The 16,003-nt window shown below is 67.8% G+C and carries 18 protein-coding genes; 16 read left to right on the forward strand and 2 right to left on the reverse strand.

The annotated features are described in order from the left end of the window. Nucleotides 1–89 precede the first annotated feature (89 nt). The 16 genes from JQ639_RS32665 to JQ639_RS32740 all read left to right on the forward strand — a co-directional run bounded on the left by JQ639_RS32665 (nucleotide 90) and on the right by JQ639_RS32740 (nucleotide 14,475). The gene (locus tag JQ639_RS32665) at nucleotides 90–542 is read left to right on the forward strand and encodes an SRPBCC family protein (protein WP_211964231.1); all 453 of its coding nucleotides are present in this window, start codon (nucleotides 90–92) and stop codon (nucleotides 540–542) included. A 200-nt stretch (nucleotides 543–742) separates the two neighbouring features. Then, nucleotides 743–1,222, forward strand: coding sequence for a (2Fe-2S)-binding protein (locus JQ639_RS32670; RefSeq protein ID WP_211964233.1), 480 nt, complete (start codon nucleotides 743–745; stop codon nucleotides 1,220–1,222). A 62-nt stretch (nucleotides 1,223–1,284) separates the two neighbouring features. Continuing rightward, a complete protein-coding gene (locus JQ639_RS32675; RefSeq protein ID WP_211964235.1) occupies nucleotides 1,285–2,088 on the forward strand; it encodes an FAD binding domain-containing protein in 804 nt (267 codons plus the stop codon). A 42-nt stretch (nucleotides 2,089–2,130) separates the two neighbouring features. After that, the gene (locus JQ639_RS32680; protein WP_211964237.1) at nucleotides 2,131–3,045 is read left to right on the forward strand and encodes an AAA family ATPase; all 915 of its coding nucleotides are present in this window, start codon (nucleotides 2,131–2,133) and stop codon (nucleotides 3,043–3,045) included. Between the two features lie 20 nt (nucleotides 3,046–3,065). After that, nucleotides 3,066–4,262 carry a vWA domain-containing protein gene (locus JQ639_RS32685; protein WP_211964239.1) on the forward strand — a complete coding sequence of 399 codons (1,197 nt, stop codon included), beginning with the start codon at nucleotides 3,066–3,068 and terminating at the stop codon, nucleotides 4,260–4,262. A 12-nt stretch (nucleotides 4,263–4,274) separates the two neighbouring features. Beyond that, nucleotides 4,275–4,598 carry an XdhC family protein gene (locus JQ639_RS32690; protein WP_211964241.1) on the forward strand — a complete coding sequence of 108 codons (324 nt, stop codon included), beginning with the start codon at nucleotides 4,275–4,277 and terminating at the stop codon, nucleotides 4,596–4,598. Between the two features lie 118 nt (nucleotides 4,599–4,716). Continuing rightward, the gene (locus JQ639_RS32695) at nucleotides 4,717–5,424 is read left to right on the forward strand and encodes an XdhC family protein (RefSeq protein WP_211964243.1); all 708 of its coding nucleotides are present in this window, start codon (nucleotides 4,717–4,719) and stop codon (nucleotides 5,422–5,424) included. Then, on the forward strand, nucleotides 5,421–7,025 hold the full coding sequence (locus tag JQ639_RS32700) for an NTP transferase domain-containing protein (RefSeq protein ID WP_211964244.1): 1,605 nt from the start codon (nucleotides 5,421–5,423) through the stop codon (nucleotides 7,023–7,025). Before JQ639_RS32695 ends, JQ639_RS32700 begins: the two co-directional genes overlap by 4 nt. A gap of 121 nt (nucleotides 7,026–7,146) precedes the next feature. Continuing rightward, a complete protein-coding gene (locus tag JQ639_RS32705; RefSeq protein WP_211965076.1) occupies nucleotides 7,147–7,533 on the forward strand; it encodes a DUF4189 domain-containing protein in 387 nt (128 codons plus the stop codon). A 389-nt stretch (nucleotides 7,534–7,922) separates the two neighbouring features. Next, nucleotides 7,923–8,606, forward strand: a complete 684-nt coding sequence (locus JQ639_RS32710; RefSeq protein WP_211964246.1) for a TetR/AcrR family transcriptional regulator — start codon at nucleotides 7,923–7,925, stop codon at nucleotides 8,604–8,606. Next, entirely contained in the window at nucleotides 8,603–9,388 is a 786-nt protein-coding gene (locus tag JQ639_RS32715; protein WP_211964251.1) for an HlyD family secretion protein, read from the forward strand. The genes JQ639_RS32710 and JQ639_RS32715 overlap by 4 nt, the downstream gene beginning before the upstream one ends. Nucleotides 9,389–9,395: 7 nt before the next feature. Then, the gene (locus JQ639_RS32720; RefSeq protein ID WP_211964253.1) at nucleotides 9,396–10,346 is read left to right on the forward strand and encodes an ABC transporter ATP-binding protein; all 951 of its coding nucleotides are present in this window, start codon (nucleotides 9,396–9,398) and stop codon (nucleotides 10,344–10,346) included. Further along, nucleotides 10,343–11,509 carry an ABC transporter permease gene (locus JQ639_RS32725; protein ID WP_211964254.1) on the forward strand — a complete coding sequence of 389 codons (1,167 nt, stop codon included), beginning with the start codon at nucleotides 10,343–10,345 and terminating at the stop codon, nucleotides 11,507–11,509. Before JQ639_RS32720 ends, JQ639_RS32725 begins: the two co-directional genes overlap by 4 nt. 110 nt (nucleotides 11,510–11,619) lie before the next feature. Further along, complete coding sequence (locus tag JQ639_RS32730; protein ID WP_211964256.1) at nucleotides 11,620–12,267, forward strand: RraA family protein; 648 nt, start codon at nucleotides 11,620–11,622, stop codon at nucleotides 12,265–12,267. 24 nt (nucleotides 12,268–12,291) lie between these two features. Beyond that, the gene (locus JQ639_RS32735) at nucleotides 12,292–13,590 is read left to right on the forward strand and encodes an adenylate/guanylate cyclase domain-containing protein (protein ID WP_211964258.1); all 1,299 of its coding nucleotides are present in this window, start codon (nucleotides 12,292–12,294) and stop codon (nucleotides 13,588–13,590) included. 297 nt (nucleotides 13,591–13,887) lie between these two features. Next, entirely contained in the window at nucleotides 13,888–14,475 is a 588-nt protein-coding gene (locus JQ639_RS32740) for a hypothetical protein (RefSeq protein WP_211964259.1), read from the forward strand. Nucleotides 14,476–14,517: 42 nt separating this feature from the next. Here the strand turns inward: JQ639_RS32740 and JQ639_RS32745 are convergent, their stop codons facing one another. Both JQ639_RS32745 and JQ639_RS32750 read right to left on the reverse strand, forming a co-directional pair. Then, a complete protein-coding gene (locus tag JQ639_RS32745) occupies nucleotides 14,518–14,982 on the reverse strand; it encodes a DUF488 domain-containing protein (RefSeq protein ID WP_211964261.1) in 465 nt (154 codons plus the stop codon). A gap of 17 nt (nucleotides 14,983–14,999) precedes the next feature. Further along, complete coding sequence (locus tag JQ639_RS32750; RefSeq protein WP_211964262.1) at nucleotides 15,000–15,806, reverse strand: DUF72 domain-containing protein; 807 nt, start codon at nucleotides 15,804–15,806, stop codon at nucleotides 15,000–15,002. Nucleotides 15,807–16,003 lie beyond the last annotated feature (197 nt).

Raw genomic sequence — 16,003 nt, forward strand, 5'->3', positions numbered from 1 at the left:
GATGTCAGGGGCTCACTTTTCGTGTGAGCGGTGTTTCAATTGCGGCGGAAGGTGGCTATCTAGGACGTCAGGCGAACGGAGTCGACCGCATGGCTATGACGATGAATGGGGAGGTTCAGCTCCCGGCCTCCCGCGAGGTGGTGTGGGCCAAGCTCAACGACGCCGAGGTGCTCAAGGCCTGCATCCCCGGCTGCGAGGAGCTGGAGAAAACCTCCGAGCATGAATTCCGCGCCACCGCCAAGATGAAGGTCGGCCCGGTGTCGGCGCGCTTCAAGGGCCGGGTCACTCTCAGCGATTTTGATCCGCCCAACAGCTACAAGATCTCGGGCGAGGGCGAGGGCGGCGTCGCCGGCTTCGCCAAGGGCGGCGCTTCGGTCCACCTGCAGGACAAGGACGGCGGCACGCTGCTGACCTACGATGTCGACGCCCAGATCGGCGGCAAGCTCGCCCAGCTCGGCCAGCGCCTGATCAACGGCAGCGCCAAAAAGCTCGCCGATGAGTTCTTCACCAAGTTCGCCGAGGCCGTGAAGGCGTCGGCCTGAGTGCCGCCGGTGACGGCGTTCCGCGACCGGGAAATAGCGCCAAGAAATTCAAAAACGGCATGGCTCTCAGGCCCTTGCCGTGGTTGCCGAGGCCGCCCCGGGCACTTATGATGCTTTAGAACCGTTTGAGAAGTCCCCCTTCAGGGACGCGATCCCTGGAGGCGTTGCGCCGTGCAATGCGGCGTAGAGGAGAGCGACTGGTGGCCAAGATTTCCCTCATCGTGAACGGCAATCCTGTGACGGGCAATGTCGACCCGCGCACGCTGCTGGTTCAGTTTCTTCGCGAGAACCTGCGCCTGACCGGCACCCATGTCGGCTGCGACACCTCGCAATGCGGCGCCTGCGTCGTCCATGTCGACGGCAAGGCGGTGAAGTCCTGCACCACGCTGGCGGTCATGGTTGATGGCCAGAACGTCACCACCATCGAGGGCCTCGCTCCGGAAGGGGCACCGCTGCATCCGATGCAGGAGGCGTTCCGCGAGCATCATGGCCTGCAGTGCGGCTTCTGCACGCCCGGCATGATCATGACCGCGGTCGACATGGTGCACCGCAAGGGCCACGACCTCGATCACCACACCATTCGCGAGGAGCTCGAGGGCAACCTGTGCCGTTGCACCGGCTACCACAACATCGTCGAGTCGATCGCCGCCGGCGCTAGGGCGATGGCGAAGTCGGCCTGAGCGCCTTTCGTTTTCCCTGACGGCGCGGCGCGCCAGCGCGCAGGATTGTCCGAGGATTTTCCATGTACGAATTCAAGTTTCATCGTCCGGCGACCGTGCGGCAGGCCGCCAATCTCCTTGTCAAGAACGAGGACGCCAAGATCGTCGCCGGTGGACACACCCTGATCCCGGTGATGAAGCAGCGCCTCGCGAGCCCCGCCCATCTCGTCGATCTGTCGAAGGTGGAGAACCTCGTTGGCATCGAGATGAAGGGCCGGGCGCTGTCGATCGGCGCCATGACCACCCACGCCGAGGTTGCCAATTCGGCTGTCGTCGGCGAGGCCATTCCGGCGCTGGCGAGCCTCGCCAGCCAGATCGGCGATCCCGCCGTGCGCCATCGCGGCACCATCGGCGGCTCGCTCGCCAACAACGATCCGACCGCGGACTATCCCGCCGCGTGCCTCGCGCTCGATGCCGTCATCGTCACCAACAAGCGCAAGCTCAAGGCCGAGGACTTCTTCCAGGGCCTGTTCACCACGGCGCTGGAGGCCGACGAGATCATCGTCCGCATCCAGTTCCCGCTGCCCAAGAAGGCCGCCTACATCAAGTTCCGCAACCAGGCGTCGCGCTACGCGCTGGTCGGCGTGTTCGTCGCCCGCCGTCCGTCGGAGGTCCGCGTCGCCGTCACCGGCGCGGGCGGGGATGGTGTCTTCCGCGTTCCGGCGTTCGAGGAAGCACTCAAGAAGCGTTTCGCGGCCAAGGCGCTGGAGGGAATCGAGGTGCCGGCCGACGGCCTCAACAGCGACATCCACGGCAGCGCCGAATATCGCGCCCATCTCATCGGCGTGCTCGCCCGTCGCGCCGTCGACGCGGCGAACGCCAAGTAATTTCAAGCAACGCCAGGTAACGCGGCGGATCGGATTGTCGTCATGAGCGCGCCGTCGGCACTGCCCACCTCGGTCGATGCGACGCTCGACCTTCTGACCCGCCAGGGCTATCTCGCCGAGCGCGCGCTGGCGACCGTCACCTATCTGTCGCTGCGCATGGGGCGCCCGTTGTTCCTCGAAGGCGAGGCGGGCGTCGGCAAGACCGAGATCGCCAAGGCGCTGTCGGCGGCGCTCGGCCGCTCGCTGATCCGCCTGCAGTGCTATGAGGGGCTCGACGTCGCCTCCGCCGTCTATGAGTGGAACAGCGCGGCGCAGATGATTGCGATCCGTCTTGCGGAGGCCGCCGGCGACACCGATCGCGAACAGCTCTCCCACGATATCTTCGCCGAGCAGTATCTGATCAAGCGGCCCCTGCTCCGGGCGCTCGAGCCCGATACCGCCGGTCCGCCGGTGCTGCTGATCGACGAACTCGATCGCGCTGATGAAGCGTTCGAGGCGTATCTGCTGGAAATCCTCAGTGACTTCCAGGTCACCATTCCGGAGTTCGGCACGGTGCGCGCCGTGCAGCCGCCGATCGTGATCCTGACCTCGAACCGCACGCGCGAGATTCACGATGCGCTGAAGCGGCGCTGCCTCTATCACTGGGTCGACTATCCCTCCGCCGAGCGCGAGCTCGCCATCGTCCAGTCGCGCGTGCCCGGCATCTCGGCGAAGCTGTCCGAGCAGGTGGTGCGTTTCGTACAGACGCTGCGCGACCAGGATCTGTTCAAGGTGCCGGGCGTTGCCGAGACGATCGACTGGGCGACCGCGCTGACCCAGCTCGACGCCCGCACGCTGACGCCCCAGGTGGTCGGCGACACTCTCGGCGCGCTGCTCAAGTACCAGGACGACATCGCCCGCATGCAGGGCGACACGCTGCAGAAGACCATCAAGACCGCGGTCAGCGATCCGGCCTGACCCAAGCTGCCGGGACGAAGATGCCCGAGACGACGACGCCCGCCAACGGACTGATCGCCGACAACATCGTCGGTTTTGCGCGCGCGCTGCGTGCCGCCGGCATTCCGGTCGGTCCGGGCGCTGTGATCGATGCGGTCAATGCGCTGTGTCTGATCGACATCGGCCACCGCGCCGACGTGTTCGCGACGCTGCAGTCGGTGTTCGTCACGCGCCACGAGCACATGCTGATCTTCGCCCAGGCGTTCGCGCTGTTCTTCCGCGTCGATCAGGGCTGGCAGCACATGCTGGATTCGGTGCCGCTGCCCGACCAGGCGAAGAAGCCGCCGCCGCCCGCCGCGCGGCGGGTGCAGGAAGCGCTGGCCCAGCGCGAGACCTCGGAGACCAAGGAGACCGTCGAGCAGGACATGCAGCTGTCGGTCTCCGACCAGGAGGTGCTGCAGAAGAAGGACTTCGCCCAGATGAGCGCGGCGGAGATCGCCGAGGTGAGCCGTGCCATCGCCCGGATGCGGCTGCCGCAGGCCGAACTGCGCACCCGCCGCTTCCAGCCCGATGCCAGGGGGCCGCGTCTCGACCTGCGCCGCACCCTGCGCGCCAGCCTGCGCACCGGCGGAGACATCGTCAGCGTGCGGCGTCTCGGCCGCATCGACAAGCCGGCGCCGATCGTCGCGCTGCTCGACATCTCCGGCTCAATGAGCGACTACACCCGCCTGTTCCTCCAGTTCCTGCACGCCATCACCGACGCCCGCAAGCGCGTTTCGGTGTTCCTGTTCGGCACCCGCCTGACCAATGTCACGCGCAGCCTGCGCGCCCGCGATCCGGACGAGGCGCTGGCGGCGTGCACGGCATCGGTCGAGGACTGGTCGGGGGGCACGCGGATCGCCACCTCGCTGCACACCTTCAACAAGCTGTGGGGCCGGCGGGTGCTGTCCCAGGGCGCCATCGTGCTGCTGATCTCGGACGGCCTTGAGCGCGAGGTCGATGAGCGGCTGACCTTCGAGATGGATCGCCTGCACCGCTCCTGCCGCCGCCTGATCTGGCTCAACCCGCTGCTGCGGTTCGACGGCTTCCGGGCCAAGGCCCAGGGCATCAAAATGATGCTGCCGCATGTTGACGAATTCCGGCCGGTGCACAATCTAAAGTCGATCGAAGGCCTGATCGACGCGCTCGCCGCGCCGGCCGAAAAAGGGCATCGGTTCTCGCCCAAAGCCGCCGCCTGAGGAGACCACCCCATGCTCAACCGTGACGACGATATCCTCAAGACCGCTGAACAGTGGCAGAAGGCCGGGCACGGCGTCGCGCTCGCGACCGTAATGGAAACCTGGGGCTCGGCGCCGCGGCCGACCGGCTCGCATCTCGTCATCAACGACGACGGCGCCTTCCTCGGCTCGGTGTCGGGCGGCTGCGTCGAGGGGGCGGTAGTGACCGAGGCGCTCGACGTCATTGCCTCCGGGCAGCCGAAGATGCTGGAATTCGGCGTCGCCGACGAGACGGCCTGGAATGTCGGGCTGTCGTGCGGCGGCACCATCCGCGTGTTCGTCGAGAAGGTCGCCTGACGGCGGCGCCGTTCCGCGCCGCGGATCGGCGACGACGAAGACCGCAGCCTTCCGGATCCGACGTTCGCTGTCGGAAGGCGCGCAACGGACAGCGAACGGTACAAGCTGGATCGCCGCTGTGAAGCTTTCAATCCTCACCGAACTCAATGCCGAGCGCGTCGCGCGGCGGCCGGCGATCGTGATCACCGAGGTTGCGAGCGGCGAGCAGCGCCTCGTCAAGGCCGCCGATTTCGCCGCCGATCCGCTGCACGCGGAGCTCGACAAGCACCTGCGCATGAACAAGAGCGCAATGATCGAGGTCGACGGCCGCAAGCTGTTCCTCACGGTGCATGCGCCGGTGGCGCGCCTTGTCATCGCCGGGGCCGTGCACATCAGCCAGGCACTGGCGCCGCTCGCCGCGTCGCTCGATTATGATGTCACCATCGTCGACCCGCGCACGGCGTTCGCCTCGCCCGAGCGCTTTCCCGGCGTGCCGCTGATCGCCGAGTGGCCGGACACCGCGCTGCCGCCGCTCAATGTCGACCGCTACACCGCGTTCGTGGCTCTGACCCACGATCCCAAGATCGACGATCCGGCGCTGCTGCACGCGCTGGCGCGCGACTGCTTTTACATCGGCGCGCTCGGCTCTCGGAAAACCCATGCCAAGCGGCTCGAGCGGCTGAAGGCGCAGGGCGCCAGCGAGGCCGGTCTCGCGCGCATTCATGCGCCGATCGGGCTTGCCATCGGTGCGATCTCTCCGGCGGAGATCGCGGTGTCGATCATGGCCGAGATCACCGCCGAACTGCGCCTGCCGAAGGTGGCCGTCGCCCGAGAGAACGCGGCATGAGATTCGGTCCCGTCGCGCCGGCGGACGCCGTCGGCGGCGTCACCGTCCACACCATCCGCAAGGGCGCGCTGGTGCTCAAGAAAGGGACCACCGTCGGCGTCGCCGATGTCGAGGCGCTGGTCCGCGCCGGCGTGCGCGAGATCGTGGTCGCGCGTCTCGAAGACGGCGACATCTCCGAGGACGCGGCGGCGGCGAGCATCGCCCGGGCGGTCGCCGGTCCCGGCGTCAGCGTCGAGCGTGCGGTGACCGGGCGCGCCAACCTGTTCGCAGCCGAGGCCGGTGTGCTGGTGGTGAATCGCGCGGCGGTCGATCGCATCAACGAGGTGGACGAGGCCATCACCCTGGCGACGCTGCCCGCGTTCAAGGCGGTCGTCGCCGGTGAGATGATCGGCACGGTGAAGCTCATTCCATTCGGCATCGCCGGAGCGCTGCGCGATGCCGCTGTCGCCGCGGTCGCGCCGGACACGCTGCGGGTCGTGCCCTATGCGGTGAAGAAGGTCGGCGTGGTCTCGACCGTGCTGCCGGGCCTCGCGCCCAAGGTGATCGACAAGACGCTGCGTGTCACCGCCGAGCGTCTTGCGCCGGCAGGAGCGGCGATCATCGCCGAGCGGCGGGTGCCGCATGACGAGGAATTGCTCGCGGGCGCGGTCCGCGAGTTGCTCGGGCTTGGCGCCGAGCTGGTGATCGTGTTCGGCGCCTCGGCGATCGCCGACCGCCGCGACGTCATTCCCGCCGCGATCGAGGCCGTCGGCGGCCGCATCGAGCACTTCGGCATGCCGGTCGATCCCGGCAACCTGCTGCTGATCGGCAGTGCGCAGGACGTGCCGGTGCTCGGCGCGCCGGGCTGCGCGCGCTCGCCGACCGAGAACGGCTTCGACTGGGTGCTGATGCGGCTGCTCGCCGGGCTCAAGGTGTCGCGCGCCGACATCACCAGCCTTGGCGTCGGCGGCCTGCTGATGGAGATCGTCACCCGGCCGCAGCCGCGCGTGCCGCCGGGCACCGACGGCAACCGCCGTGTCGCCGCCATCGTGCTGGCGGCCGGCCGTTCGACGCGGATGGGCGGGCCGAACAAGCTGCTCGCCGAGTTGTCGGGCAGGCCGCTGGTGCGGATCGTCGCCGAACAGGCGAGGCGCTCGAAGGCTGCGTCGGTGATCGTCGTCACTGGCCATCAGGCGGACGAGATCAAGGGCGCACTTGCCGGCCTCGACGTCACGTTCGTGCACAATCCGGATTTCGCCGGCGGCATCGCCTCCTCGGTGAAGGCCGGCATTGCGGCCGTGCCGGCGGACGCCGACGGCGCGGTGGTCTGTCTCGGCGACATGCCGATGGTCGAGACCGCGCTGGTCGACCGCCTGATCGAGGCGTTCGATCCCGACCGTGGCGCGCTGATCGCGGTGCCGGTCAGCGACGGCCGCCGCGGCAACCCGGTGCTGTGGTCGCGGCGCTTCTTCCCGGAGCTGATGACGCTCGACGGCGACACCGGCGCGCGCCATCTCATCGCCCGCCATGGCGAGGCTGTCGCCGAGGTCGTCGTCGAGGGCAACGGGGCGTTTCTCGACATCGACACCCCCGACGCGCTGGCGCTCGCCAGGGGGGATTGAAGCCTCCGGGGGCGGTTAACCCTGTTCGTTTGCTTCCCGTTCACCAAGTTGAAACGACCGCGCGGCTAGATTGGCGGTCGCATTGCACCTCGGGGGAGGGGATTTCGTGTTTCGGCTTGCCATGGAAGCGGGGGCGTCACGCCGCCGCGCGATCACTGCCGTCCTGACGCTGCTGACAATCGCCGGCGCGGTGGCGCCAAGCGATGCGCGCGCGGCCGGAGCGCTCGCCATCGGCAAGTGCGGCGCCTACGGTCAGGCCTACGACTATCCGTCGGCCGCCGGCGCCGTGGCGGCGGCGCGCAAGCAGTGCAAGGGCGAGTGCTCGACCGTCACCATGCGCCGCGGCTGTGCGGCGCTGTCGATCGATATGACCAACCCGTGTGGCGCCTATGGCCAGGCGGTCGCGCCGCGGATTTCCGCGGCACTGAATGCTGCGACCAAGTACTGCTACCAGTACGGCGGCAAGGAATGCGTGATCCGCGCCTGGGCCTGCGACGCCCGCGGCTGAGCATCAGGTGTCGGTCGGGCGCGAGTAGCCCCATACTCACAGCACGATCACATTCACGACCGGAACGAAGTCGAGCAGGGCCCAGAACGGGCTGAGGCCGTCGCGCCTGAGAATCCGCGCGATCGGCAGCGGCGTCGCCAGCAGCGCCAAAAAGACGATCCAGTGCCAGATGGAAAGACCGCCTAGGTGCCTCGCTCCCCCATGCGAATGTGGGCACCTGCAACGTCCGCCATGCTCAACCTGCGGGCGAGCGCCAGCATGTCGCGGCCAATCTGGATAAGTCAATCATGACGGGGGTTTGAGCGGCTCGCATCAGCTGTGCGAATCGGTTCCATCGCGAGCCTTGCGCGAGCCTTGATTATGACTGACCAGTCAGTCATAATAAGTCCATGAGCGACGACCATGCCTCGAACCGTGCCCGTCCGGCTGCGCCCCGTCGCGGAGCAGGGGGGGCTGCCTCCTCACCCGCCTCGGCACGGGCCACGCGGGCGCTGGAGCGGCGCGAAGCGATCCTCGCCGCCGCGCTCGACGCCTTTGTCGAACGCGGCTTTGCCGCCACCCGGATCGAGGATATCGCGGCGCAGGCGGGGGTCGCCAAGGGAACGGTGTATCTGCACTTCGCCGACAAGGAAGCGCTGTTCCAGGAATTGGTGCGTACCAACATTGGGCCGCTGATCGCCCGGCTCGGCCATCCCCCTGCGGGAGACGGTTCGGCGCGGGCCATGATCGAGACCTTCGCCGTCACCTTCGTGCGCGAGGTTGCCGGCACGCGGCGGGGCGACATCCTGCGGCTGATCATCTCCGAAGGGACGCGCTTCCCGCAATTGTCGGAATTCTATTATCGCGAGGTTGTGGCGCGCGGCGTCGAGGCGATGAGCCGGATGATCGCGCTCGGCATCTCGCGCGGCGAGATCCGCAACGAAGCGCTGGCGCGCTTCCCGCAACTCGTCGTCGCGCCGGCGATGCTCGGCGTCATCTGGCAGGGGCTGTTCGGCGCCTACGCGCCGATCGACATCCTCGCGATGCTGCAGGTTCACATCGATCTGGTCTTCGGACCGCGGAGGACGGAATGAGCGTCTCCTCACACATCGTGCGGTGGAGCGGTGTCGTCACGTTCGGCCTGCTGCTCGCCGGCTGCAACGAGCCGAAGACCACGGGCTATCAGGGCTGGGTCGAGGCCGACCTGATCTTCGTCAGTCCGGACGAAGCCGGGCGCGTGATCAAGCAGACCGTGCGCGAGGGCGACGAGGTCACCGTCGGCCAGCAGCTGTTCTCGCTCGACGACGACCTGCAGCGCGCCGATCTCAACCAGAACAACGCGACGCTGGAGAACGCCAGGCAAACCTTCGACCGCGCGCAGTCGTTGAGCCGCACCGGCTCGGGCACCCAGGCCAATCTCGACAGCGCGGTGTCGGCGCTGCGGGTGGCGGAGGCACGCGTCAACACCTCGCAGACGCGCCTCGCACGCCGCAACGCGTTCGCGCCGGTCGCCGGCGCGATCCAGCAGATCTACTTCCGCGAGGGCGAGATGGTCGGCGCGCAGCGGCCGGTGCTGTCGATCCTGCCGCCCGGCAACATGAAGGTGCGCTTCTTCGTGCCCGAGCCGGCGCTGCCGACCTTTGCCCTCGGCGACCAGGTCCGCGTCACCTGCGATGGCTGCGCGGCCGACCTGACCGCGCGTATCTATTTCATCGCCACCACGGCGGAATACACCCCGCCGGTGATCTACAGCCTCGACGAGCGTAACAAGCTCGTCTACCTCATCCAGGCGCGGCCCGAGAAGCCGACCAGCCTGCGGGTCGGCCAGCCCGTCACCGTGGTGCCGATCGGCAAGCCCGTCGCCGCCAATCCGTGAGGCTCTGATGGCCGAGCCGCATCCCTCCGCACCGTCGCCCGACATCGCCATCGACGTTTCCGGCCTGTCGAAGTCGTTCGGCGGCCGCACCGTGGTCGAGAACCTGTCGATGCAGGTTCGGCGCGGTTCGATCTATGGCTTCCTCGGCCCCAACGGCTCGGGCAAGACCACGACCATTCGCATGCTGTGCGGCCTGCTGACACCGGACAGCGGCGAGGGCACCTGTCTTGGCTACGACATCCGTCGCGACGCCGACAGGATCAAGCTGCGCGTCGGCTACATGACCCAGCGCTTCAGTCTGTATCAGGACCTCTCGGTCCGCGAGAACCTCGAATTCGTGGCGCGGCTGTATGGCATGGCGAAGCCGCGCGCGGCGGCGCGCGACATGATCAGCCGCCTTGGCCTCAACGGTCGCGAGGAGCAACTCGCGGGCGAACTGTCCGGCGGCTGGAAGCAGCGTCTCGCGCTCGGCGCCTGCACGCTGCCGGGGCCGGATCTGCTGCTGCTCGACGAGCCGACCGCCGGCGTCGATCCCAAGGCGCGCCGCGAGTTCTGGAACGAGATCCACGCGCTTGCCGCCGAGGGCCTCACCGTGCTGGTGTCGACCCACTACATGGACGAGGCCGAGCGCTGTCATGAGATCGCCTATATCGCCTACGGCAAGCTGCTCGCCCATGGCACGGTGGAGCAGGTCATCGCGCAATCGGCGCTCACCACCTACACGGTGACCGGCGCCGATCTCAACGGGCTGTCGAGCGCGCTGACCGGCAAGGACGGCGTCGACATGGTGGCGCCGTTCGGCACCAGCCTACACGTCTCCGGGCGGGACGCCGCGGCGCTGGAAGCGACGATCGCGCCCTATCGGTCACAGGACGGCCTGCACTGGCAGAAGACCGAGCCGTCGCTCGAGGACGTGTTCATCGAGCTGATGGGCCGGTCGAAGGACAACTTCCGATGAGCGCACCGCAGGACGGCATCGCGCCGCGTCATCCCGACCGCAGGGCCGGCAGCTGGCTGCTGCGCACATGGGCGATGCTGATCAAGGAGTTCATCCAGCTCAAGCGCGACCGCGTGTCGTTCGCGATGATCATCGCGCTGCCGGTGATGCAGCTGATGCTGTTCGGCTACGCCATCAATACCACGCCGCACAACCTGCCGACCGCGGTGCTGCTGCAGGAAGACAGCGATCTCGCGCGCTCGCTGGTCAAGGCGATGGAGAACACCGCCTATTTCCGCTTCACTCACGAGGTGCGCACCGTCGCCGAGTTCGACGACCTCCTGCTGTCGGGCAAGGTGCTGTTCGGGGTCGAGATCCCCCGCGACTTCGAGCGCGCAGTGCGGCGCGGCGACAAGCCGGCGGTGCTGGTCGCCGCCGACGCCACCGATCCGGTGGCGGCGAGCGCCGCGCTGTCGTCGCTTGGCGTGCTCTGGCAGACCGCGCTGGCGCATGATCGCGTTTCCGGCGATCCCATCGATCCGCCGTTCGAGTTCCGCGCCCATGCCCGCTACAATCCGGCAGCGTCGTCGCGCCTCAACATCGTGCCCGGGCTCGTCGGCACCATTCTCACCATGACCATGCTGATCTTCACCGCGCTGTCGGTGACGCGCGAGATCGAACGCGGCACCATGGAAAGCCTGCTGTCGATGCCGATCACCCCGGTCGAGGTCATGCTCGGCAAGATCATTCCTTATGTGCTGGTCGGCTTCCTGCAGGCGGCGCTGATCATCGGCATCGGCGTCGTGCTGTTCGGCGTGCCGATCTTCGGCAGCCTGACGCTGCTCGCGCTGCTGAGCACGCTGTTCATCGCCGCCAACCTGTCGATCGGCTACACCTTCTCGACCATCGCGCAGAACCAGCTGCAGGCGATGCAGATGTCGATGATGTTCTTCCTGCCCAACATCCTGCTGTCGGGCTTCATGTTCCCGTTCGCCGGCATGCCGGTGTGGGCGCAGTGGATCGGCGAAGCGTTGCCGCTGACCCACTATGTGAGGATCGTGCGTGCCATCATGCTCAAGGGCTCGACGCTGCATAACCTGCAATACGAGGCGATCGCGCTCGCGGGGTTGATGCTGGTGGCGATGGCGATCGCGGTGACGCGCTTCCGCCGCACGCTGGACTGATGGCGCCGGTCAGGCCGTCGCTGCCGTGTGACGGGCGGGCTGGACAGGCTGTTGCCGCCCGGCATAATCGCGGGGAGCAAACGTCGAACGACACGAGGGAGGCCCGGGCGATGGCGTCGATCACCGAGCGGCTGGAGGCGTGCTACACCGGCGTCGTGCACGATGTCATGCGCAGCATGGGCCTGCGCGACTTCACGCTGCCGACGGAACTGCGGCCGATCCTGCCCGACAAGGCGATGGCCGGGCCGGCCTTCACCATCGCCGGCAAGGTCGATGCCAATGCCGACCCGCACGAGACCCTGCTGGCGTGGACCGGGCTGTTGTCGCAGGCGCCGGCCGGGTCGGTCTGGGTGTCGCAGCCGAACGATCGCGTTGTCGCCCATATGGGCGAACTGTCGGCCGAGACGCTGAAGAACAAGGGCGTGCGCGGCTGCGTCGCCGATGGCTTCGTGCGCGACGTCAACTTCCTGCTGGCGATCGGCTTCCAGACCTGGTGCCGCGGCTTCACCCCTCGCGACATTGTCGGCTACTGGCTGCCGGCCGCAACACAGGTCGACGTGCGGATCGGCGATGTCGTCGTGGCGCCGGGCGACTACATGATCGGCGATCGCGACGGTCTCATCCGCGTGCCTGCGGCGCGGGTCGAGGACGTCGTGGCTGCGGCCGAGCAGGCGATCGCCACCGAGAGCCAGGTGCGCACCGCGATCCTGTCGGGCATGGATCCGCAGCAGGCCTATCTCGCCTACGGCAAGTTCTGAGACGCGGAGGCTGAGAGGCTCGTGATGCGATGGCCATGGAGCCGTGACGGGGGCGAGCAGCCGGCGATCTCGGCGGACTTCCGCCAGGAGCTGACCCGTCAGATCCTCGGCACTGAGCTGATCCGGATCAGGGCGCTGGTCGCCACCGTCACGGTGCTGACCGCGACGCTGTGGGGCGCCTACACCTTTGCGCCGGCCCATCTCGAGCGGCTGTGGCGCGGCCATCTCGATCCCTCCTACCTCTATTTCATCGTCGCTCCGTTCGTCGCCTTCGAGCTGGTGGTGCATGTCATGATCCGGCGGCGGATCGCGCTCGGCCGCGACGTGCCGGTGGTGCGGCGCTATTTCAGCGCCTTCATCGAAACCAGCCTGCCGACCGTGGCGCTGGCGGTGCACATCGACAACATGGGCTCGGTGCAGGCGCTCGGCTTCGTCGCGCCGCTTGCCTATTTCATCTTCATCATCCTGTCGACGCTGCGGCTCGACTTCTGGCTGTCGACCTTCACCGGCGCGGTCGCGGCGACTGAGCTGTTCGCCATGGCGGCATGGTACCATCCCGACAGTCCGCCAGACCTCGTCTATCACGGCGCGCGCGGCCTGATCCTGCTGCTGTGCGGCGTGCTCGCCGGTGCGGTCGGCGTGCAGTTGCGCCGGCAGTTCGAGGCCAGCATCGCCGCGGCGACGGCGCGCGACCGTGTCGCCAACCTGTTCGGTCAGCACGTCTCGCCGCAGGTCGTCGAGCGCCTGCTCGCGGAAGGCACGCGGACCGACAGCGATGTTCGGCGCGTCGTCGTCATGTTCGTGGATTTTCGCAGCTTCACGGCGCAGGCGCGGCAGCGCACGCCGCAGCAGGTGGTCGCGCGCCTCGACGGCGCCTTCGCCGTGCTGGTGGAGATCCTCGATCGCCATGGCGGCATCGTGAACAAGTTTCTCGGCGACGGCTTCCTCGCTCTTTTCGGCGCGCCGTTCGAGACGCCGGATGCGGCGCGCCATGCGGTCGATGCCGCGCGCGAGATGCTGGCGGCGATGGAGCGCGACAACGCGGCGAGCGACTGGCCGCTGCGCATCGGCATCGGCCTGCATGTCGGGGAGGTGGTCGCCGGCACCGTCGGCTCGCCGCGGCGCAAGGAGTACACGGTGATCGGCGACACCGTGAACCTCGCGGCGCGGCTGGAGGCGCTCAACAAGCAGTTCGGCTCGCAGGTGCTGGTATCGGCCGGCATTCACGATGCGCTCGGCCCCGCGCTCGCCGACGCGCGGCCGCTCGGGGAGGTCGCCGTTCGCGGCTATGACCGGCCGCTCGCGGTGTGGCAGCTCGGCTGACGGCTGCACCGGTTAACGCGCCCTGTGGACAACGGCTGAGGTCGCGATGGCGCGCATCCCGCTTCTCGCGCGCTGCGTGCGAGCACGCGCGATCGAGCGGTCTCGCAGGTCGCGGATATCCTTCAGGTATTGCGATCGTGAGTTTGATTTTTCGACGATTTTGATCCGGATTTGAACGACATTCGATTTGAGTTTGACTCGATATTTTATGGTTAACCAAGGATTAACGCAGCGATTTACTGCAGCGGCGCGCTTCCTAGTCTGGCCCTGTCCCGCGACTCGAAAGGGCTTTCGACCATGGCGCTGCGCGCTGTCCTGCTGCTGCTCATCCTGATCATCGCCTCGCCTGTTGATGCGCAGGAGGCGCTGGTGCCCGCCGGCGCGATCTCCTGCGCAACGCTGCCGGCGACGGCTGCGGCCGATCCTGCGACCACCGCGGCGCTGCCGCGGGGGCCATTCCGCGCCGACACGCATTTTCGCGAGACCACGGCCGCCGACGCCGAGGTGAGCATCGCCTGGCTCGGCGATACGTTTCGCCGCCGTTTCGTGCCGCTGAGCGAGACGGCGGCCGTGCCGGCAAGGCTGCGGGCGTTCTCGCTGCAGCGGACGCTGCGCGCCGACGACATCGCGACGCAGCTCGGCGTATGGCAGGAGACGACGCTGGCGGCGCTGTGGTGCCTGCTGCGCCGCCAGCCGCGCGGCGAGGCGGGCCCATTGTCGACGGGCGCCGCGCCGAACCTGCTGTTCATGCGGGATGCCGCCGGCGCGCTGTGGGCGGTCGATGCGGTGTGGGGCGGGGCGGGTTGGGAAATCGGCGCCAGCGCGACCGATGCCGATCGGTCCTGGCCGGCCGGCACCCGTGTGATCGGTCGCGTCGTGGACTGAGGCGTGAGCGTTGCCGCCAGTGCGGCCGATCGCGCCGCCGCGCTAAAACTGCGGCGCGGCGAGGTTCTCGATGCCAACGCCTTCGCGCTCTTCGATGATCTCGGCGATGAAACGGCGATGGCAGTTGGTGTGGTCGCGCTCGTAACACAGCAGGCACACCGGACCCGCGGTGCGCACCAGCGTCGCCAGTTCGTCCATCTCCTCCCTGGCCTGCGGCGTCTTCAGATGGGCGTTGTAGATCCTGGTCAGCGTCCTGACGTCGCCGGCGCGGGCGGCGAGGCGGCCTTCCTTCGGCGTGCCGAGCCCGCGCAGGTGCACATACGCGAGGCCGCGCTCGTCGAGGCCGGCGGCGAGCTGGGTCTTGGAGAAGCCGGGCCGGCGCGAGGCAGCGATCGCGCGCACGTCGACCAGCAGTTTCACGCCGGCATGCTGCAGCTCGTCGAGCACCGCCGTCGCCGGCGTCTGCTCGTAGCCGATGGTGAACAGCGTGCGCTTGCCCTTCGCCATGCTCGGCCTCCGTGCGGTCACTTGACCCGGGCGATCAGCTCCATGGCGCCGGCCGGCGCCCGGATCTTGCCTTCGTGGATGACATAGGCGAACACGTCGCGCGGCTGCTTCTTCGGCGCCTTGTCGTCGACCTTGGGCAGGTCGTTCGGTTCGCCACCGGCCGCCCACAGCGTCAGCCGCTCGGCCCAGGCGTCCAGCGCCTTTGGCGGATAGCAGGTCTTGATGTCGTCGTCGCCCTTTTGCAGCCGGGCATAGACGAAGTCGCCGACCACGTCGGCAATGGCCGGGTAGGTGTTGTGCTCCGAGAATACCACCGGGATGCCGAACTGGCGCAGCAGCGCGATGAACGCCGGCGTGCGGAAGCTGTCGTGACGGACCTCGACGACATGGCGCAGCTTCAGCCCGTCCTGCTCCTGCGGCAGCAGCTCCAGGAACTTGCCGAAGTCGGCCTCGTCGAATTTCTTGGTCGGCGCGAACTGCCACAGCACCGGGCCGAGCCGGTCGCGCAGCTCGGTAAGGCCCTGGTCATAGAAGCGCTTGATGGAGTCGCCGGCCTCGGCGAGCACCTTGCGGTTGGTGGTGAAGCGCGACGCCTTGAGCGAGAAGATGAAGCCGTCGGGCACCTCGCTGGCCCATTTGCGGAAGGTCTCGGGCTTCTGCGAACCGTAATAGGTTCCGTTGACCTCGATCGAGGTCAGCTGGCTCGCCGCATAGCTCAGTTCCTTCGATTGCGGCAGCTTCTCGGGATAGAACACGCCGCGCCATGGCTCGAAGGTCCAGCCGCCGATGCCGAGATAGATGTTTCCGCTCTTTTTGGCTGCCATTTTCCGAAGGGCCCTTGTATTTCGAAAGTTGCCTACCATATGGACTTCAACGGCGATGTCGATGCTTCCCCAGGCGTCCATTGCCGGGACGACCACGAGATGCGGTTGCGCCGGATGTACGCGCGATCGATGGCTCGTGGTCGTTGTCGTTTCTGGCCCCCTGTGGCGGCCGCGTACCACCCGTTTTCCGATGGTCG

Origin of the sequence: Bradyrhizobium sp. U87765 SZCCT0048 (assembly GCF_018131225.1) — a bacterium.
Taxonomy (GTDB): Bacteria; Pseudomonadota; Alphaproteobacteria; order Rhizobiales; family Xanthobacteraceae; genus Bradyrhizobium_A.